Here is a 15890-nt window from a genome sequence, read left to right as displayed (position 1 = left end):
ATCTCCCAGTTCCATTTCACGCCCGTCGTGGACGATTCCAGGTTCACCGGCTCGATCGTGTGCCAGCCGGCGTCGATCGCGCCGTACCAGCCGTTCGGCTCCGCCGAAGCGGCGCCGGCCGACAGAGCCAGAGCGCCAACGGCGCTCGAGGCCAGGATCAGTGTTTTAACACGCATAGGTGGGAATCCCTCCGCAGCAATTGAGAATGCGGCGGTCAGGCCGCCTCATTTGGGTCATAACAGCCTTGGTTTCGCAGGTCGAGGCGCAAAACGGGAACGTCCCATAAGGCACCGCTTCACCGTGACCTTGAAGCTACAGGGAAAATTCTACCGAGGTCAGTTGCGACTGCAACCACGCGACGGCTTGCGTGCGCCGGATCAACCGCTATCCTCGCGGTGGAGACGCTAAATTTTCTTCGCGAACGGCACAATCTCGTCTCGATTCGCTGCAATCGGCTTTCCTCCTGCGCCATTCATGCGAACTCATACCCCTCAATGAACGCCCTCATCAGACAGAAGCGGATCATATCCGCCTTGGTCCTGCGCGAAATGGTGACCCGCTTCGGACGGGAAGGCTTGGGATTCGTCTGGGTGATCGGCGAGCCGCTTCTGTTCTGTTTCGGCGTGATGCTGCTGTGGTCGCTCATCAAGACGCCCTACGAGCATGGCATTCGCCTCGCTCCGTTTGTCATGACCGGCTATATGGCGCTGCTGCTGTTCCGTCACCAGATCAGCTTCGCCATGGGCGCACTGCAGTCGAACATCGGGCTGCTCTACCATCGCCAGATCCGCATTCTGCACTTCTTTGTCGCGCGCGGCCTGTTGGAGTTTCTAGGCGCCACGGCCGCCTTCGTCGTCGTCTATGTGATCCTGATCTCCATGGGCGAGGTCTCGCCGCCGCGTGACTGGCTGTTGATTATCGGGGGATGGCTCCTTCTGGGCTGGATGGGGTTCGGGTTGGCCCTGGTCTTCGCCGCCCTGGCGCTGCGGTTCGAACTAATGGAGAGGCTGGTCCCCGTCCTGACGTATGCCTTGATCCCTTTCTCCGGCGCCTTCGCAATGGCGGCCTGGCTGCCGGAACCCTATCGCTCGCTATATATTATGGTCCCGCTTCCGCATGGGGTCGAAATGGTGCGCGCCGGCGTGTTCGGCGAGTTCGTGCCGACCTACTATGATCCCCTTTATGCCTTTGGATGGGGGGCCATTTTCATGATCTGCGGCCTGTTGCTGCTGGCCGGCGCGAAGGACAGGGCGCTTGCGGAATGATGCGACTGCGCCCACACAGCCGGCTCGGAATTCGGAAATTTCATGACTGACCCGCAACTCAACTACGTCGGGCCCATTCCCAAGGCGCTGACTGGTCCTAAGCGACCCCGCCCGTGGTGGCGCCAGGTGTCCTGGCCGTTCCTAGCCGTCGTCGTCCTGCCTACGCTGCTGGCGGCTATCTATTTCCTGCTCATCGCCTCGCCCCGCTATGTGTCGGAGGCGCGCTTCATAGTGCGCAGCGTCAATAGCGCGCAGATCTCGCCGCTCGGCGTCGCGCTGCAGGGCGTCGGCCTCAGCCCGACGATGACGGACGCCTATGCGGTGCATGACTACATCATGTCGCCCGCCGGACTGCGCGACCTGCGCCGCCGCTTCGACATGCGCGCCGTCCTGGGCCCGCCCAGCGCCGATATGTTCAGCCGCTACCCACGGCCCGGCGAAGCACTGAACGAGGAAGGCATGCGCAAGGCCTTCAAGCGCTTCGTGACGGTCGGCTACGATTCCACCACCGGCATCAGCACCCTGCGTGTGGAGGCCTTCCGCCCGGAGGACGCCCGCGCCGTCAACGCGGCCCTGCTGTCCGGCGGGGAGGTTCTGATCAACCGCCTGAACGATCGCTCGGCCACGGCCGCCATCGCCGAGGCCGAAGCCAACCGGACCCTCGCCCAGACACGCGTGGCCGAGTCTCAGAACCAGTTGGTGGCCTTTCGCAACCGCGAGCAGTTTCTGGATCCGGCGGTGACCGCGACGGAATCGGCCCAGCTCATGGGCACTCTGATGTCTACCCTGGCCCAGTTGCGCGCCGAACGGGCGCAGCTGGCGGCCGAAGCGCCCGAGAGCCCGCAGCTGCCGGCGTTGGACGGACGCATTCGGGCCTATGAGGCTCAGGTCGCAGCGGAGCGCGCGCGCATGGCCGGCACGTCCGACTCGCTGGCGCCCAAGATCAGCGCCTATGAAGATCTCATGCGGGCCCGCGAGTATGCGGAACGCGAGCTGGCCCAGGCCACGACCTCTCTGATCTCGGCCCAGCAGGAGGCGCGCCGACAACGGCTGTATCTTGAGCGCGTGGTCGAGCCCAGCCTGCCTGACGCGGCCATCGAACCGCGCCGCTGGCTGTCCGTTCTGACTGTGTTCCTGGCGGTCCTGCTGGCCTATGGCATCGGCTGGCTGGTCTGGTCGGGCGTGCGCGAGCACAAGCAGCAATGAGGCAGCCCGCCGTCGCGGAATCGATCGGCCTCAGCGTGGAGGGCGTGGCCAAGGCCTTTCCGCCTTCCAAGCGCCGCATCTTCAGCGATCTGAATTTCACCCTGGCCCGAAATGGACGTCTGGCGCTGCTGGGCCGCAACGGCCAGGGCAAGACCACGCTCATCCGCATGTTGGGCGGAGTGCAAAGCGCCACCGAAGGCCATATCCGCTGGATGATGACGCCGTCCTGGCCCATCGGCTTCGGCGGCGGCTTTCAAGGCAGTCTGACCGGCCTGGACAACATCAAGTTTCTGGCCCGCCTATACGATCGCGACTATCGAGAGCTTCTGGCGCGTGTCGATGACTTCGCCGAGCTGGGCCGGTCTCTGCGCCAGCCCGTGAAGCACTTCTCCTCCGGCATGCGCGCGCGTTTGGCGTTCGGGCTGTCCCTGGCCATCGAGTTCGACTGCTATCTGGTGGATGAACTCGTGGCCGTGGGCGACGCCCGGTTCCAGCGCAAATGCCGCGAAGAACTGTTCGAGCGGCGCGGCGAGCGCGCCTTTCTTATGGCCTCGCACAGCCCCGACCTCGTGCGCGAACATTGCGATCGGGCGCTCATCCTCGAAAGCGGCAAGGTCAAGATGTTCGACGATGTGGAAGAGGCGCTGGAAATCTACTCCTGGCTGCGGGCGGCCTGAACCATTCCGGCGCGGCGGTAGACGGCGAAGGACTGTCTCGCTAGCCGGTCGATTTCAACTTGCCGGGGTTCGCCGATGCGCCTGACCACCCTTCTGATCGCGGCTTCGGTCGTCGCCCTCAGCGCCTGCGACGCCCATACGCCCGAGCCCGCCGCGATCTCGTCGGGTCGAGGCGCCGAAGCCTGCGCCGTGCCGAGCGATCTGCGAGCCCCCCGCCCCTATCGCGTGCCGGCCGACGATGTCGTGGACCATGTGCCCACCGCCTATCACCTCTTGGCCGTCAGCTGGTCGCCGCAGGCGTGCCGCACCGGCGCGGACTATCCCGATGCGCGGCATCAGTGTGGAGCCAACCAGTTCGGCCTGACGCTGCACGGCCTATGGCCCAACGGTCAGGTCGGCCAGCCCTATCCTCGTTACTGCAAGCCCGAGGCGGCGCGGGAGCCGATGAAGGTCGAGACGGTGCGGCGCCATTTCTGCATGACGCCTTCGCCGGAACTGCAGCAGCACGAATGGGCCGCGCACGGCACATGCGGATGGGACACCCCCGAGGCCTATTTCGCCGACGCCGCGAGACTGTGGGATGCGCTCAAGCGGCCGGATCTGGAGGCGATCCCGGCGGATCGGCTGACCGCCGGAGCCATCCGCCGCGCGTTCGCGCAGGCCAACCCCGGCCTGTCGGAGCGATCAGTCATCGTCTCGGTGGCCGACGGCTGGTTCCGCGAGGCGCGCATCTGTTACGGGCTGGACGATCGTTTCATCCCCTGCCCCGGCTCGCTGGGGCCGTCGGACGACACGCGGCTGAGGCTTGCAGCCAGGGGCGCGGCAACGGGCCGTTAACCGGACGGGCGCAGCCTCGCGGCCCAAAGCCGGAGCGCGCGTCGTCAATGTCCACGGTCATGACCCAGAGCTATCGCCGCCAGCGCGATCATTTCGAGCCGAGCGACATCGACCCTCAGGAGCAGCGGCGTCTGCGCGGCCTGCTGGAGCAGATCGACTACGCCGCCTTCGTGGCCAACCGCGAGGTCATTGGCCAGACCCTGGCCGGCGTAGGGCCCGAAAGCTTCCAGAAGCTGGCTGTTCTGACCGCCACGGCGCGGGCGAAGTGGTCGGCGGAGGCCCTGCGACTGGCTCACTCGGGTGCGCCAGTGACACCGGATCAGGCGGCCCGCCTCACCGCCTTCCGCACAGCCTATGAAGAGTTGTCCGAGGCCTACGAGGCCCTGAGACGCATGGTCGAACGCGGCTACGTCGTCCTGCCCTAGCCGGATTTTAGTCCAGCGGCACGGGGCGGGTGACGATGGGCGCGTTCGGGTCAGTCTGCGCTGGGCGTGCGGGTGTGGGCGGCGGCCCAGCCGGCGCAGGCGCGATCTCGATCAGAGGCGCTGTCTCGATGGGAGGCGCCGGGACAGGCGCTTCGGGCTGAGGCGCGACCGTCGGCTCAGGCGCCGGACGCGCTTGTGCGGGAGAGGACGAGGCCGTCGGTTCGGAGTTGGAGGGCGCGGGCGAAGGCCGTGCGGGTGCCGGCGCTGCCTCGACCGCCGCAGGAGGCCGTTCAGTCGCGGCGGGGGTAACCTCGAGCGGGGCGGCGGACGAGGGCTCGACGGCCACGGGGACGGTCGCGGGCGCAGGCTCGGCCGCCGGGACGGGCGCGTCGCCGCCCTGCCGGGTCAGCAGCAAGACACCGAGAACGGCGACGAGCGCGGCGACGGCGCCGCCCACGTACAGCGGCGTGCGGCTCTTTCGGGCGGTCGTGCGCGCATAGACGGGCGCCACGGCTTCGGCTGGTCGGTCGATGGCAGGCTGGACGCGAGGTGCGGCGGGCTGGACCGGCGGCGCCGGCTGCCGGGCGGGTTCGTCCGCAGCGATAGACGCAATCACCGGCGGATCAACAGGCTCGGGCGGCGGAAGGGGACGCGGCGTCCGGTCCACGCGCGCAGACGGCTGGAGAGGGGCGGCGGCTACGGGTCGCGGGGCCTCGGGCTGGGCAGGCGCAGCAGCGGTCGGCTCAGGAGCGGGCGCGGCCGGACGGGCGCGCGGAATCATCGAGCCGGTCAGGATGTCGCCTCGTGGTGCAGGCCGGGGCGTGGGCGCCGGGGCGGGCCTGGGAGCTTGCGTGGCCGCGGCTTGCGGCGCGGCGGGAGGCTCGACCGCAGACAGCGGCGACGCGCTCTTGGGCAGCGGACCGGCGTGGAATGTCGTTTGAGGCGGGCGGCCCCACTGGACCGGACGACGGGAGAAGGGCGTGTCGGACATCAGGTCTTTCGCAAGCTCGAGCGTTCAATACAGCGCGGGACTGGGGCCGCTTGATGACGGATCAGGCCTTGAGGCGATAGCCCGTCTTGAAGATCAGGCCGACCACCGCCAGGCAGGCGAAGAAGAAGCCCAGCGTGGCCAGAAGGCTGATCGCCACGCCTACGTCCGACGTGCCGTAGAAGGCCCAGCGGAAGCCCGAGATCAGATAGACCACCGGGTTGAACAGCGTCACCGTCCGCCACGGCTCGGGCAGCATGTCGATCGAATAGAAGGCTCCGCCCAGGAAGGTCAGCGGCGTCACGATCAGCATGGGGATGAACTGCAGCTGCTCGAAGCCGTCGGCCCAGACGCCGATGATGAAGCCGAACAGGCTGAAGGTCACCGAGATCAGGATGAGGAAGGCCATCATCCAGAACGGATGCAGGATCTGCAGCGGCACGAAGAAGCTGGCCGTGCCCAGGATGATCAGCCCCAGCACCGCCGACTTGGTCGCCGCCGCCCCGACATAGGCCAGCACGATCTCGAGCGACGACACGGGCGCGGACAGGATCTCGTAGATGGTGCCGGTGAATTTCGGGAAGTAGATGCCGAACGAGGCGTTGAAGATCGACTGGGTGAACAGGCTGAGCATGATCAGGCCCGGCACAATGAAGGCGCCGTACGGGACGCCGTCCACCTCTTGCATCCGGCTGCCGATGGCGCCGCCGAAGACGACGAAATACAAGGCCGTGGTGATGACCGGCGTGACCACCGACTGCCACAGGGTGCGCAGCGCGCGCGCCATCTCGAAGCGGTAGATGGCCCAGACTCCATAGGCGTTGAAGCTCATCGAGCGGCCTCCTGAGCCTGCGGTCGGCCGTTCTGATGCACCAGGCCGACGAAGATGTCCTCCAACGAGCTCTGGCGGGTGTTCAGGTCCTTGAAGCCGATGTTCAGCCCCTCGAGCCGCCGGATCAGGCCCGGCACGCCGGTGTCCTCGGCGTTGGCGTCGAAGACGTACTCCAGCTCGCCGCCGTCGGCCTTCAGGGTCGGCTGCCAATCGGCCAGCTCGGCCGGGATGGCGGCCAGCGGCTCGGACAGGTTCAGGGTCAGGGTCTTCTTGCCCAGCTTCTTCATCAGCGTGCGGGTCTCTTCGACCAGGATCAGCTCGCCCTTCAGGATGACGCCCACTCGGTCCGCCATCTCCTCGGCCTCTTCGATGTAGTGGGTGGTCAGGATGATGGTCACGCCGCGATCGCGCAGCTTTCTGACCATGGCCCACATGTCGCGCCGCAGCTCGACGTCCACGCCGGCGGTGGGCTCGTCCAGGAACAGGATGTCGGGCTCATGGCTCAGCGCCTTGGCGATCATGACCCGCCGCTTCATCCCGCCCGACAGGGTGCGAAGCTTGGAGTCCTTCTTGTCCCACAGGCTCAGGTCCTTGAGCAGCTGTTCGATGAAGGCGGGATTGGGCGACTTGCCGAACAGGCCGCGCGAGAAGGTGACGGTGGCCAGAACGGTCTCGAACGCGTCGGTCGTCAGCTCCTGAGGCACCAGGCCGATGCGCGAGCGCGCTTGGCGGTAGTCGCGCCGGATGTCGAAGCCGTCGGCCGTGACCGTGCCGGTCGAGGCGTTGACGATGCCGCAGACGATGGAGATCAGCGTGGTCTTGCCCGCGCCGTTGGGCCCGAGCAGGGCGAAGATCTCGCCCTTGCGGATGTCCAGGTCGACACGCTTCAGCGCCTGCAGACCGGATTTGTAGGTCTTGGTCAGACCTTCGATGGCGATGACCGACTGCATTTGCCCTCCCCGGAAGCTGCGGCGCCCCGTCGCAGACCGGCCATCAGATAGGGCCGCGGCGACCCGCGCTCAAGGCGGGTCGCTTTTTGACACAGGCGTGAAATAAGGTGGTCCCAATGGCTCAGCCCCCGATCATCGAAACTCTGCGCGCCCAGACCGGCGCGGCCCATCAGGCGCTGGAGGACGGGATCGATCTGGAGCGGCGGCTGGACCATCGTGACGATCGCGTCGCCGTGGTGCGAGGATTCCATCAACTGCACGCCGCCGCCGAGGCGATGCTGGCCCCCTGGCTCTCTCCGGTGACGGGGCTGGACTTCGCTGGCCGCCGGCGCGCGCAAACGGTCCGCAACGACCTGACGGCGCTGGGCGCGACGCCGGGTTTGCAGGCCCCGGCGCCGGTGATCGACAGCTTGGGGCGGGCCTTGGGCTGGTTCTATGTGTTGGAGGGCTCGTCGCTGGGCGGGCGGATCATCCACAAGGGCCTGACGACGCGCGGCCATGATCTGACCGGCCTGTCCTTTTTTGATCCTTATGGCGAGACGGTGGGCGCACGCTGGCGCGATTTCGTCGTTGTGCTGGACCGCGAAACCCAATCCGGCCAAGCTCGTTCAGAAGACATCGTCCAGGGCGCCCGCGAAGCCTTCGCCTTCGCCCACAGTCTGCTCGCCGTGCCCAAGGAAGCCGAATGTCCGCCGTGATGGAGCCTTTGGGCGCGCAGGATGCGCCCGCACTTGATCTGACAGGCTGCGACCGCGAGCCCATCCACATCCCCGGCGCCATCCAGCCCCACGGTCTGCTGCTCGTTGTCGACGACCATCATCAGATTATTCAGGGGGCAGGCCGCATCGAGGCGCTGACCGGGCGAACCGACTGGCTTCAAGCGCCGCTCGAGGGCGTGCTCGGCGTGGACATCGCCGAGGCGCTGCATCGCCTCGATAAGGCTGGGGAGACCGGCTACCTGGGACGCTGGCGCTCGCGCGAGCATCTGGACTACGACATCATCGTGCATCGGTCAGGCGATCTGCGGCTGGTCGAGGTCGAGCAGAGCTCGCAATCGGCCTTCCTGGGCGTGGAGCTTCTGTCGCGGCTGGATGCGGCAGGCTCGGCGCTGGAGCGGGCGGCGACATCGGCCACCCTGTGCGAACGGGCGGCGGCCGAGTTTCGCAGCCTGACCGGCTTCGACCGGGTGATGATCTACCGCTTCCTCGACGACGACGCCGGCCGGGTGCTGGCCGAGTCGCGCACCGAGGGTATGCCCTCGTTCCTGAACCACCACTTTCCGGCTTCGGACATCCCCAAGCAGGCGCGGGCGCTCTATGTGCGCAACACGGTTCGGGTGATCCCGGACGTGCTCTACGCGCCTCAGCCGTTGCGGCCCGAACGCGAGGGGCCGCCGCTGGACATGAGCGACTGCGGCCTGCGCAGCGTGTCGCCCGTCCACATGCAGTACATGAAGAACATGGGCATCCGGGCCACGGCCTCGGTCTCCATCGTCATGGACGGGGTTCTATGGGGCCTGATCGCCTGCCACAGCCTTCGACCGCAGCTGCTGACCTATGAGCTGCGGGTCGCCTGCGCGACCTTGGCCCGCGCCCTGGCGCGCCAGCTGAAGGCCAAGGGCGACGCCGAAACCTGGCGCGAGCGGCTGCGCCTGCGCGCCCAGGAAGACGAGCTGATGGCGGCCATGCCGCTGGATACGCCGGTCAGTCAGGCGCTGGGCGAGCGTCTGGCCGGTCTGGCCAGTCTGGTCGACGCCGACGGCGCGGCGGTGGTGCGGGGATCGGTGGTCTCCACCCATGGCGTCTGCCCGCCGGGACGCGCCGTGTCGGACCTGGCGCGCTGGGTCGCTGGCCGTCCTGACCCGCGTCCGGTCTTCACCCACAATCTTTCCGCCGTTCACGCCCCTGCCGCGGACTGGGCGGACAAGGCTAGCGGCCTTCTGGCTTTCGTGCTGCCGGGCGAGGAGCCGATGGTGGTCATGGCCTTCCGCGCCGAGCAGGTCGAGACGGTGCGCTGGGCCGGCGATCCGCACGCGGCGGTCAAGGACGGGCCGGACGGCGCCCTGACGCCGCGCAAGTCCTTCGCCGACTGGGCCGAGACGGTGCGCGGCCGCAGCCGCCGCTGGCGTCCGGCCGAGGTCGAGGCCGCCGCCCGCCTGCGCGACGCCCTGATGGACCTGTCGTCGGTGCGAAGCCTGCGCACGCTGAACCGCGCGCTGCAGGAAAGCGTCGCCGACCGCGACAGCCGGCTGCAGCAGCAGGACTTCCTGTTGCGCGAGGTCAATCACCGAGTTCAGAATAGCCTGCAGCTGATCTCCAGCTTCCTGGCGCTGCAAGCCCGCAGCCATGGCGAAGGTCCGGCCTCCGATGTCCTGCACGAGGCGCGGCGTCGCGTGCGCGCGGTGTCGCTGGTGCACAGCCGCCTGTACCGATCGGACCAGTTCGAGACGATCGACCTGTCGCGCTATTTCGGCGAGCTGATCGACGAAATGGGCCAGTCGATGGGGCCGGAATGGGCGCGGGCCTTCACCCTGGACCTGTCGCCGATCCATGTGGAGACGGGCCGCGCGGTGACGCTGGGCCTGGTGCTGACCGAGCTGATCATCAACGCCCAGAAGTACGCCTATGACGGCGAGCCCGGACCGATCCAGGTCACGCTTGAGGAAGAGCGCGCCAGCCTGCGCCTGATGGTCGAGGACCAGGGCCGTGGCGGCCATCAGTCGGGCCAAGGCTTCGGCTCGCGCATGATCGAAAGCCTGGTCGCTCAGCTGGGCGGCGCGCTGGAGTACAGGTCCGCACGGCCGGGCCTGCGCGCCATCATCAGCGCACCCATCGATCAGACGCCGCGCCTCTAGTCTCAGGGAACCGATGTTCGTTCGGCGGATTGCGCGAAGGCGTGACCCACAGGAGCGACGCATGACCCGAAATCGCATGATGACCGTGGCTGCGCTCAGCCTCGTGGCCGCCAGCGTCCTGGCTGTCGCCGGGTGCGTATCGGCGCCGAAATCCAGCGATGTTCGAGCGCCTGAGCCGACCAAGCCGGTCGATGCTACTCGCCTGTGGTCGGGTCGTTGGCACGAGGTCGCGCGCCTGCCCATGAAGATCACCGACAACTGCGTGGCCGGCGCCTCCATCTACGATCTGACGGCGCCCGATCGTGTTGGCGTGCGCGATACCTGCCAGGTGGGCACGCCGCAAGGCCGCGAAAAGGCCATCTCTGGATCGGGCCGCATCCTGGATCCGGGCTTTAACGCCAAGCTGCGCGTGCGCTATCTGTTTGGCCTGATCACCTGGGACTACTGGGTGCTGGACCGGGCCGATGACTACAGCTGGTTCATCTCGGCGGACCCGACGATGGACCGCCTGTTCATCTACACCCGCGAAGTGCCGTCAGAGACGCAGCTGCGCGAACTGACCCAGCGCGCCGCCGCCACCGGCTATGACGTCTCGCGCCTCGAGTTTCCCGCCCAACCCTGAAGACAGGCTGCGCCATGATCCGCTCCCTTCTGTTCGCCGCCTCCATTCTGGCCCTGGCGGGGTGCGGCGGTCAGGAGGCGCTGCCGCCGATCTCGGGCTTCGGCGCCCAGCCGGTGCTGCCCGCGCCGCGGGGCGGTCTGCTGCCAACGGTCAAGATCGCCGAGGCGGTCGGCTGGCCAGAGGGCGCCGCGCCGACGCCCGCCGCGGGCTTTCAGGTCCAGCGGTTCGCCGGCGGCCTGGCGCATCCCCGCTGGCTTTATCGCTTGCCCAACGGCGACATTCTGGTCGCGGAATCCGACGCACCGGCGAAGCCCGAAACGCAACGCGGCTGCCTGCGTGATTTCATTCAGGGTCTGGTGATGCGCCGCGCCGGCTCCAAGACGCCCAGCGCCGACCGGATCACCCTGCTGCGTGACGCGGACGGCGACGGCGTTGTCGAGACACGCGCGCTCTTTCTGGAGAACCTGACCTCGCCGTTCGGCATGGCTTTGGTCGGCGAGCGGCTCTATGTCGCCAACGCCGATGCGGTGGTTATGGTCCCCTATCGGACGGGCGACACCCGGGCCTCTGCCGCGCCGGTCAAGATCGCCGACTTGCCGGCCGGCCGCAATCACCACTGGACCAAGAGCCTGGTCGCCAGCCCTGATGGCTCGCGCCTGTATGTCGGGGTTGGCTCGAACTCCAACATCGGCGAGAACGGCCTGGACGAAGAGGTCGATCGCGCGGCCATTCTGGAAGTCGACCTCTCGACCGGCGCGCGACGCGTCTACGCCTCTGGCCTGCGCAATCCGGTCGGATTGGCCTGGAACCCAGACAGCGGGCTGTTGTGGACGGCCGTCAACGAGCGCGACGATATCGGCAACGACCTCGTTCCCGACTACATGACCTCGGTGCAGCCGGGCGGCTTTTACGGCTGGCCGTGGAGCTACTGGGGCCAGACGGTGGACACGCGGGTCACGCCCGCCAATCCCCAGCGCGTGGCCGGCGCCCTGCGCCCGGACTATGGCCTGGGCGCGCACACCGCCTCGCTGGGCTTGGTCTTCCATGACGGCGACAGCTTACCCGCCCGATATCGCCACGGCGCTTTCATTGGTCAGCACGGCTCGTGGAACCGCAAGCCGCCGGTCGGTTACAAGGTCATCTTCGTACCCTTCCAGGCCGGACGACCCAGCGGACCGCCCGAGGACGTGCTGACGGATTTTCTGAACGCGAAGGGCCAGGCGCAAGGCCGCCCTGTCGGCGTCATCACCGATGCCACCGGTGCTCTGCTGGTGGCCGACGATGTGGGCGACGCCGTATGGCGCGTCAGCCGAGCCCCCCACCGACGCGAAACGCCCTAAGCCCGTTCGAACCGCCGCTGGGACCAGTAACGAAATCCCTGATTGTGCGTCAGCCGCCAGCCGCGCGCCTTTAAACGGCGTCCGACCATGTGGTTGAAATAGCCGTGCGCCAGCACCAGCACGTCCTGCCCGGACTCGGCGCGGGCGATCAGCAGCGCAGCGGCCTGATCGGCGCGCACCTCGGCCTGCGCCCGCGTCTCCTGGCCTTCGTGGTGATTGAAGGCGTGCCACCAGAAGCGCGACACCACACCCCACCAGCGCGGCGACAGCTTCAGCCAGTCCGGCGCCTTGGGTGGCGGCAGGGGGGCCTCAATGAACAGGGCGTCGCTCATCACCTCGCGTCCGGCGGCGACGGCGGCGGCGGTTTCCTGAGCGCGGCGGCGCGTCGAGGCATAGATGGCGCCCGCGCCCTCGGCCGTGGCCAACAGTTCAGCCGGCGGCGTTTGGCCGGCCAGCAGACCCCCGATCTCGTAGCGGCCCCACCAGTCGCGATACTGGGCCGAGGTCATGGTGCATTTGCGTGAAAGCGCTGGCTCGCCATGGCGGGCCAGCACGATGGCGCCGGGCTTGGCGGTCGAGGATGCGGAGACGCTGGGGGACGACATGGCCAACGGACGAAACGGAAGGCGAAACCTCGCCGCTCTGACGTCCTTCAGTCCTCCCCGAGAGCCCGAACATGGGCGGCGGCCGAACGGCCCAGCCCTTCAAGGTCGTAGCCGCCCTCCAGCGAGGCCGCAACCTTTCCTGCGCACGTCGCGCGCGCCACCTCGACCACGGCGCGTGTGGCCCAGGCGAAGTCTTCCGCTTCCAGCGACTGATGCGCCAGCGGATCGCGCCTGTGAGCATCGAAACCGGCCGAGATCAGGATCAGATCGGGGCGAAACGCCTCCAGCGCCGGCATCAGTCGGCCCGAGAAGGCCGCCCGCCATTGTTCGCGAGCGACGTGGGGCGCGACCGTGGCGTTTATGATGTTGCCCACGCCCGTCTCTGACTCCGCTCCGGTGCCGGGATACAGCGGCCATTGATGGATAGAGGCCAGGAACAGGCTGTCGTCCGACTCGAAGGCCGCCTGGGTGCCGTTGCCGTGGTGCACGTCGAAATCCACCACCGCCACCCGCGCCATCCCCTCGGCCTGAGCCACGCGCGCGGCGACCGCAACGCTTGAGAACAGGCAGAAGCCCATGGCTCGGTTCGGCTCGGCATGATGCCCGGGCGGGCGCACCGCGGCGAAGGCGCGGTTCGTCTCGCCGCGCGCGATGGCCCGCACCGCGTCGATCGCCGCCCCGGCCGCCAGCCGTGCAGCGCGCACGCTGCCGGGCGACAACACGGTGTCGGCGTCCAGCGCCGCCATGCCTTGAGCAGGCGAGGCCTCCAGGATGCGCCGCACATAGTCGGACGGATGAACCCGCTCCAGATCGGCGACCGACGCCTCCTGCGCCAATCTACGATCGGCGCCCAGGCCGGCGTCGTCCAGGGCGTCGATCACCGCTTTCAGCCGCTGGGGCCGCTCAGGGTGGCCGTCGCCGGGCCGGTGGTCGATCATGTCGGGGTGAGTGAACAGCGTGGCGCTCATGCCTCTGACAATAGGCCGGTTTCGGGCCGTTCGTCTGCATCCTATAAGCGCGGCCATGACCGACGCCGTAATCCGCCCCGCCCGAGCCGACGACGCCCCCGCCGTCGGCAAACTAGGCCGTCAGACCTTCATCGACACCTTCGTGGACGGCTTCGGCATTCCGTATCCCGCCGACGACCTGGCCGCCTTCCTGGACTTGTCGTTCAGCCCAGCGGCCACCGCCTCCAAGCTGGCCGAACCGGGCGCGGCCTGGTGGGTGGCCGAGCGGGACGGCGAACTGCTGGCCTTCGCCAACGCCGGGCCCAACACCCTGCCCCATCCCGACGCTCGGCCCGAACATGCGGAGTTGCGGCGCCTCTATGTATCCAAGGCGGCGCAAGGGCTGGGCCTGGGCACGCGCCTGCTGGCTGCGTCGCTTGATTGGATGCAGGCGCACACCACCGGCCCGCTTTGGATTGGCGTGTGGAGCGGCAACCTCAAGGCCCAGAAGCTTTACGCCGCCCACGGCTTCTTCAAAGCTGGCGAGTATCAGTATCCGGTGGGCGCCTGGCTGGATGACGAGTTCATCCTGCGCAAAGGTTAGCGCGTCCCTTAACGCGGCGTTTACCACACGGGCGGCAGTTTCTGCCTAGCGGGTCGATCTGGTCCTCCCGCCAGTTCGGGGCGGGGTGCGCGTGGGCGGCTTCACGGCGGCGTTGCAGAGATTCGGGATCGGCCGCCTGGCGGCGGTGCTGGGCGTCGCCGCGGGCGTCACAGCGGTGCTGGTCGCCGTCATGCTGCGCATCGGCCAGGCCCCCGACGCCCTGCTGTATTCCAACCTCGACCTGCGCGAGGCGGGCGAGATCACCGCGTCGCTGGACCAGGCGGGCATAAAATATTCAACGCGCGGCGACGGCTCGACGATCATGGTCAACCGCGACCAAGTCGGTGAAGCGCGCCTGCGCCTGGCTGGACAGGGCCTCGTGACCTCCGGCTCGGTCGGATACGAGATTTTCGACAACCAATCCGTCCTGGGTCAGACCGAGTTCCAGCAGAACATCGCCGAGCAGCGCGCCCTGCAGGGCGAACTGGGGCGCACGATCCTGTCGATGCGCGGCATCACCTCGGCGCGCGTGCAGATCGCCATGCCGCGTCGTGAGCTGTTCCAGACCGCCGCCGCCGATCCGACCGCCGCCGTCGTGGTGGGCGTCGGCGCACGCGAACTGACGCCGGACCAGATCAGCGCCATCCGCAACGTCGTGGCCTCGTCTGTTCCCAATCTGAAGCCCGAGAAGGTCACCGTCACCGACACCGCCAACCGCACCCTGGCGGCCGGTTCGGACGGCCAGAGCTTTAACTCGGCCACCGCCGAGACCGCCAAGGCCAACACCGAGGCTCAGATGCAGGCCCGCATCAAGGACCTGGTCGAGGGCGTCGTCGGCGCCGGGGCCGCCCGCGTCACCGTGGCGGCCGACATCGATCACAGCCGCTCCACCACTCAGGAGCAGCGCTTCGACCCCGACGGTCAGGTCGTCCGCTCGACCTCGACCAACGGCTCGCAGAGCCAGGACACGTCGGGCATGGCCGACGGCGGCGCGACCGCCACGAACAACATCCCCGGCGGCGAGGCGCCCGCCGCGACCCCGCTGGGCTCGACCCGCAACGACAACACCGAGACCACCAACTACGAAATCTCCAACACCACCACGACCACGGTGAAGGAGCCCGGCGAGGTGCGGAAGCTGTCGGTTTCGGTCGCGGTCGACGGCGTCTGGACCCCGCCCGCCGAGGCCGGTGGGGAGCCGACCTATGCGCCGCGGTCCGAAGAGGACATGACTCGGATCAAGAGCCTGGTCGCCGCGGCCGTCGGCATCAACGAGGAGCGGGGCGACACGCTGGAGGTGATCAACGTCCGCTTCAGCCGTGAGGCCGCCCTGGCCGGCGGCGCCGCAGAGGCGGCGGGCCTGCTGGACGGCTTCACCAAGAACGACATCATGCGCGGCGTAGAGCTGGCGGTGCTGCTGATCACCGGCCTGCTGCTGATCTTCTTCGTCCTGCGGCCGCTGCTGAAGACCGCGTCCGGCGCCGGCGGCGTGCCGGCCCTGGCGGGCCCCGGCGGCGGAACCATGCAGGTGACCTCTCTGGAGACCACCATGGTCGGCGGTCAGCCGCAGCTGACGGCGCCCAAGTCCGAGATGGAGCAGCGGCTCGACATCGCTCGCATCGAGGGACAGGTGAAGGCCTCGTCCATCAAGAAGGTGGCCGAGTTCGTCGACAAGCATCCCGAGGAATCCACCGCGATCCTGCGCAGCTGGGTGCATGAAGGCTGATGGCGGCGCGGC

At 68.0% G+C, this 15890-nt stretch carries 16 protein-coding genes; 11 read left to right on the top strand and 5 right to left on the bottom strand.

Annotated elements, in window-relative coordinates; translation table 11 throughout:
• Positions 1 to 395 precede the first annotated feature (395 nt).
• The 5 genes from ACK4I0_RS08255 to ACK4I0_RS08235 all read left to right on the top strand — a co-directional run bounded on the left by ACK4I0_RS08255 (position 396) and on the right by ACK4I0_RS08235 (position 4410).
• Positions 396 to 1265, top strand: coding sequence for an ABC transporter permease (locus tag ACK4I0_RS08255; protein WP_409609831.1), 870 nt, complete (start codon positions 396 to 398; stop codon positions 1263 to 1265).
• Between the two features lie 42 nt (positions 1266 to 1307).
• The gene (locus ACK4I0_RS08250; protein WP_409609829.1) at positions 1308 to 2471 is read left to right on the top strand and encodes a chain-length determining protein; all 1164 of its coding nucleotides are present in this window, start codon (positions 1308 to 1310) and stop codon (positions 2469 to 2471) included.
• A complete protein-coding gene (locus ACK4I0_RS08245; protein WP_409609827.1) occupies positions 2468 to 3148 on the top strand; it encodes an ABC transporter ATP-binding protein in 681 nt (226 codons plus the stop codon). The genes ACK4I0_RS08250 and ACK4I0_RS08245 overlap by 4 nt, the downstream gene beginning before the upstream one ends.
• Before the next feature lie 75 nt (positions 3149 to 3223).
• Positions 3224 to 3985, top strand: coding sequence for a ribonuclease T2 family protein (locus ACK4I0_RS08240; RefSeq protein WP_409609825.1), 762 nt, complete (start codon positions 3224 to 3226; stop codon positions 3983 to 3985).
• A gap of 47 nt (positions 3986 to 4032) precedes the next feature.
• Entirely contained in the window at positions 4033 to 4410 is a 378-nt protein-coding gene (locus ACK4I0_RS08235) for a hypothetical protein (RefSeq protein ID WP_409609823.1), read from the top strand.
• A 7-nt stretch (positions 4411 to 4417) separates the two neighbouring features.
• Here the strand turns inward: ACK4I0_RS08235 and ACK4I0_RS08230 are convergent, their stop codons facing one another.
• The 3 genes from ACK4I0_RS08230 to ACK4I0_RS08220 all read right to left on the bottom strand — a co-directional run bounded on the left by ACK4I0_RS08230 (position 4418) and on the right by ACK4I0_RS08220 (position 7180).
• Complete coding sequence (locus ACK4I0_RS08230) at positions 4418 to 5026, bottom strand: hypothetical protein (RefSeq protein WP_409609821.1); 609 nt, start codon at positions 5024 to 5026, stop codon at positions 4418 to 4420.
• A gap of 436 nt (positions 5027 to 5462) precedes the next feature.
• Positions 5463 to 6230 (bottom strand): ABC transporter permease, encoded by a 768-nt coding sequence (locus ACK4I0_RS08225; protein ID WP_409609819.1) that lies wholly within the window; start codon positions 6228 to 6230, stop codon positions 5463 to 5465.
• The gene (locus tag ACK4I0_RS08220) at positions 6227 to 7180 is read right to left on the bottom strand and encodes an ABC transporter ATP-binding protein (RefSeq protein ID WP_409609817.1); all 954 of its coding nucleotides are present in this window, start codon (positions 7178 to 7180) and stop codon (positions 6227 to 6229) included. The genes ACK4I0_RS08225 and ACK4I0_RS08220 overlap by 4 nt, the downstream gene beginning before the upstream one ends.
• Before the next feature lie 116 nt (positions 7181 to 7296).
• Between ACK4I0_RS08220 and ACK4I0_RS08215 the strand changes: the two genes are divergently transcribed.
• The 4 genes from ACK4I0_RS08215 (at position 7297) to ACK4I0_RS08200 (ending at position 11996) form a co-directional block, all read left to right on the top strand.
• A complete protein-coding gene (locus tag ACK4I0_RS08215; RefSeq protein WP_409609815.1) occupies positions 7297 to 7878 on the top strand; it encodes a biliverdin-producing heme oxygenase in 582 nt (193 codons plus the stop codon).
• Complete coding sequence (locus ACK4I0_RS08210) at positions 7866 to 10034, top strand: histidine kinase dimerization/phosphoacceptor domain -containing protein (protein WP_409609813.1); 2169 nt, start codon at positions 7866 to 7868, stop codon at positions 10032 to 10034. The genes ACK4I0_RS08215 and ACK4I0_RS08210 overlap by 13 nt, the downstream gene beginning before the upstream one ends.
• 61 nt (positions 10035 to 10095) lie before the next feature.
• Positions 10096 to 10656 (top strand): lipocalin family protein, encoded by a 561-nt coding sequence (locus tag ACK4I0_RS08205; RefSeq protein ID WP_409609811.1) that lies wholly within the window; start codon positions 10096 to 10098, stop codon positions 10654 to 10656.
• A 14-nt stretch (positions 10657 to 10670) separates the two neighbouring features.
• On the top strand, positions 10671 to 11996 hold the full coding sequence (locus tag ACK4I0_RS08200; RefSeq protein WP_409609809.1) for a PQQ-dependent sugar dehydrogenase: 1326 nt from the start codon (positions 10671 to 10673) through the stop codon (positions 11994 to 11996).
• Here the strand turns inward: ACK4I0_RS08200 and ACK4I0_RS08195 are convergent.
• A complete protein-coding gene (locus tag ACK4I0_RS08195; protein WP_409609807.1) occupies positions 11993 to 12601 on the bottom strand; it encodes a histidine phosphatase family protein in 609 nt (202 codons plus the stop codon). The two genes, ACK4I0_RS08200 and ACK4I0_RS08195, sit on opposite strands and share 4 nt — an antisense overlap.
• Positions 12602 to 12648: 47 nt before the next feature.
• Positions 12649 to 13569, bottom strand: coding sequence for a histone deacetylase family protein (locus tag ACK4I0_RS08190; protein ID WP_409609805.1), 921 nt, complete (start codon positions 13567 to 13569; stop codon positions 12649 to 12651).
• Positions 13570 to 13624: 55 nt separating this feature from the next.
• Between ACK4I0_RS08190 and ACK4I0_RS08185 the strand changes: the two genes are divergently transcribed.
• Both ACK4I0_RS08185 and fliF read left to right on the top strand, forming a co-directional pair.
• Positions 13625 to 14152 carry an N-acetyltransferase family protein gene (locus tag ACK4I0_RS08185; RefSeq protein ID WP_409609803.1) on the top strand — a complete coding sequence of 176 codons (528 nt, stop codon included), beginning with the start codon at positions 13625 to 13627 and terminating at the stop codon, positions 14150 to 14152.
• Between the two features lie 91 nt (positions 14153 to 14243).
• Positions 14244 to 15878 carry a flagellar basal-body MS-ring/collar protein FliF gene (fliF, locus tag ACK4I0_RS08180; RefSeq protein ID WP_409609801.1) on the top strand — a complete coding sequence of 545 codons (1635 nt, stop codon included), beginning with the start codon at positions 14244 to 14246 and terminating at the stop codon, positions 15876 to 15878.
• The last annotated feature ends 12 nt before the right edge of the window (positions 15879 to 15890 follow it).

Source organism: Brevundimonas sp., assembly GCF_046295775.1.
In the GTDB taxonomy this organism is placed as follows: Bacteria; Pseudomonadota; Alphaproteobacteria; order Caulobacterales; family Caulobacteraceae; genus Brevundimonas.
Note: the sequence above shows the minus strand (reverse complement) of the source record. Positions and strands in the feature narration are given on the sequence as shown.

What these genes read in the sequence shown, in the direction of transcription:
- ACK4I0_RS08250 (WP_409609829.1), top strand. Translation starts at nt 1,308, where the DNA reads ATGACTGACCCGCAACTCAACTACGTCGGGCCCATTCCCAAGGCGCTG.
- ACK4I0_RS08245 (WP_409609827.1), top strand. Translation starts at nt 2,468, where the DNA reads ATGAGGCAGCCCGCCGTCGCGGAATCGATCGGCCTCAGCGTGGAGGGC.
- ACK4I0_RS08240 (WP_409609825.1), top strand. Translation starts at nt 3,224, where the DNA reads ATGCGCCTGACCACCCTTCTGATCGCGGCTTCGGTCGTCGCCCTCAGC.
- ACK4I0_RS08235 (WP_409609823.1), top strand. Translation starts at nt 4,033, where the DNA reads ATGTCCACGGTCATGACCCAGAGCTATCGCCGCCAGCGCGATCATTTC.
- ACK4I0_RS08225 (WP_409609819.1), bottom strand. Translation starts at nt 6,230, where the DNA reads ATGAGCTTCAACGCCTATGGAGTCTGGGCCATCTACCGCTTCGAGATG.
- ACK4I0_RS08220 (WP_409609817.1), bottom strand. Translation starts at nt 7,180, where the DNA reads ATGCAGTCGGTCATCGCCATCGAAGGTCTGACCAAGACCTACAAATCC.
- ACK4I0_RS08215 (WP_409609815.1), top strand. Translation starts at nt 7,297, where the DNA reads ATGGCTCAGCCCCCGATCATCGAAACTCTGCGCGCCCAGACCGGCGCG.
- ACK4I0_RS08210 (WP_409609813.1), top strand. Translation starts at nt 7,866, where the DNA reads ATGTCCGCCGTGATGGAGCCTTTGGGCGCGCAGGATGCGCCCGCACTT.
- ACK4I0_RS08205 (WP_409609811.1), top strand. Translation starts at nt 10,096, where the DNA reads ATGACCCGAAATCGCATGATGACCGTGGCTGCGCTCAGCCTCGTGGCC.
- ACK4I0_RS08200 (WP_409609809.1), top strand. Translation starts at nt 10,671, where the DNA reads ATGATCCGCTCCCTTCTGTTCGCCGCCTCCATTCTGGCCCTGGCGGGG.
- ACK4I0_RS08195 (WP_409609807.1), bottom strand. Translation starts at nt 12,601, where the DNA reads ATGTCGTCCCCCAGCGTCTCCGCATCCTCGACCGCCAAGCCCGGCGCC.
- ACK4I0_RS08190 (WP_409609805.1), bottom strand. Translation starts at nt 13,569, where the DNA reads ATGAGCGCCACGCTGTTCACTCACCCCGACATGATCGACCACCGGCCC.
- ACK4I0_RS08185 (WP_409609803.1), top strand. Translation starts at nt 13,625, where the DNA reads ATGACCGACGCCGTAATCCGCCCCGCCCGAGCCGACGACGCCCCCGCC.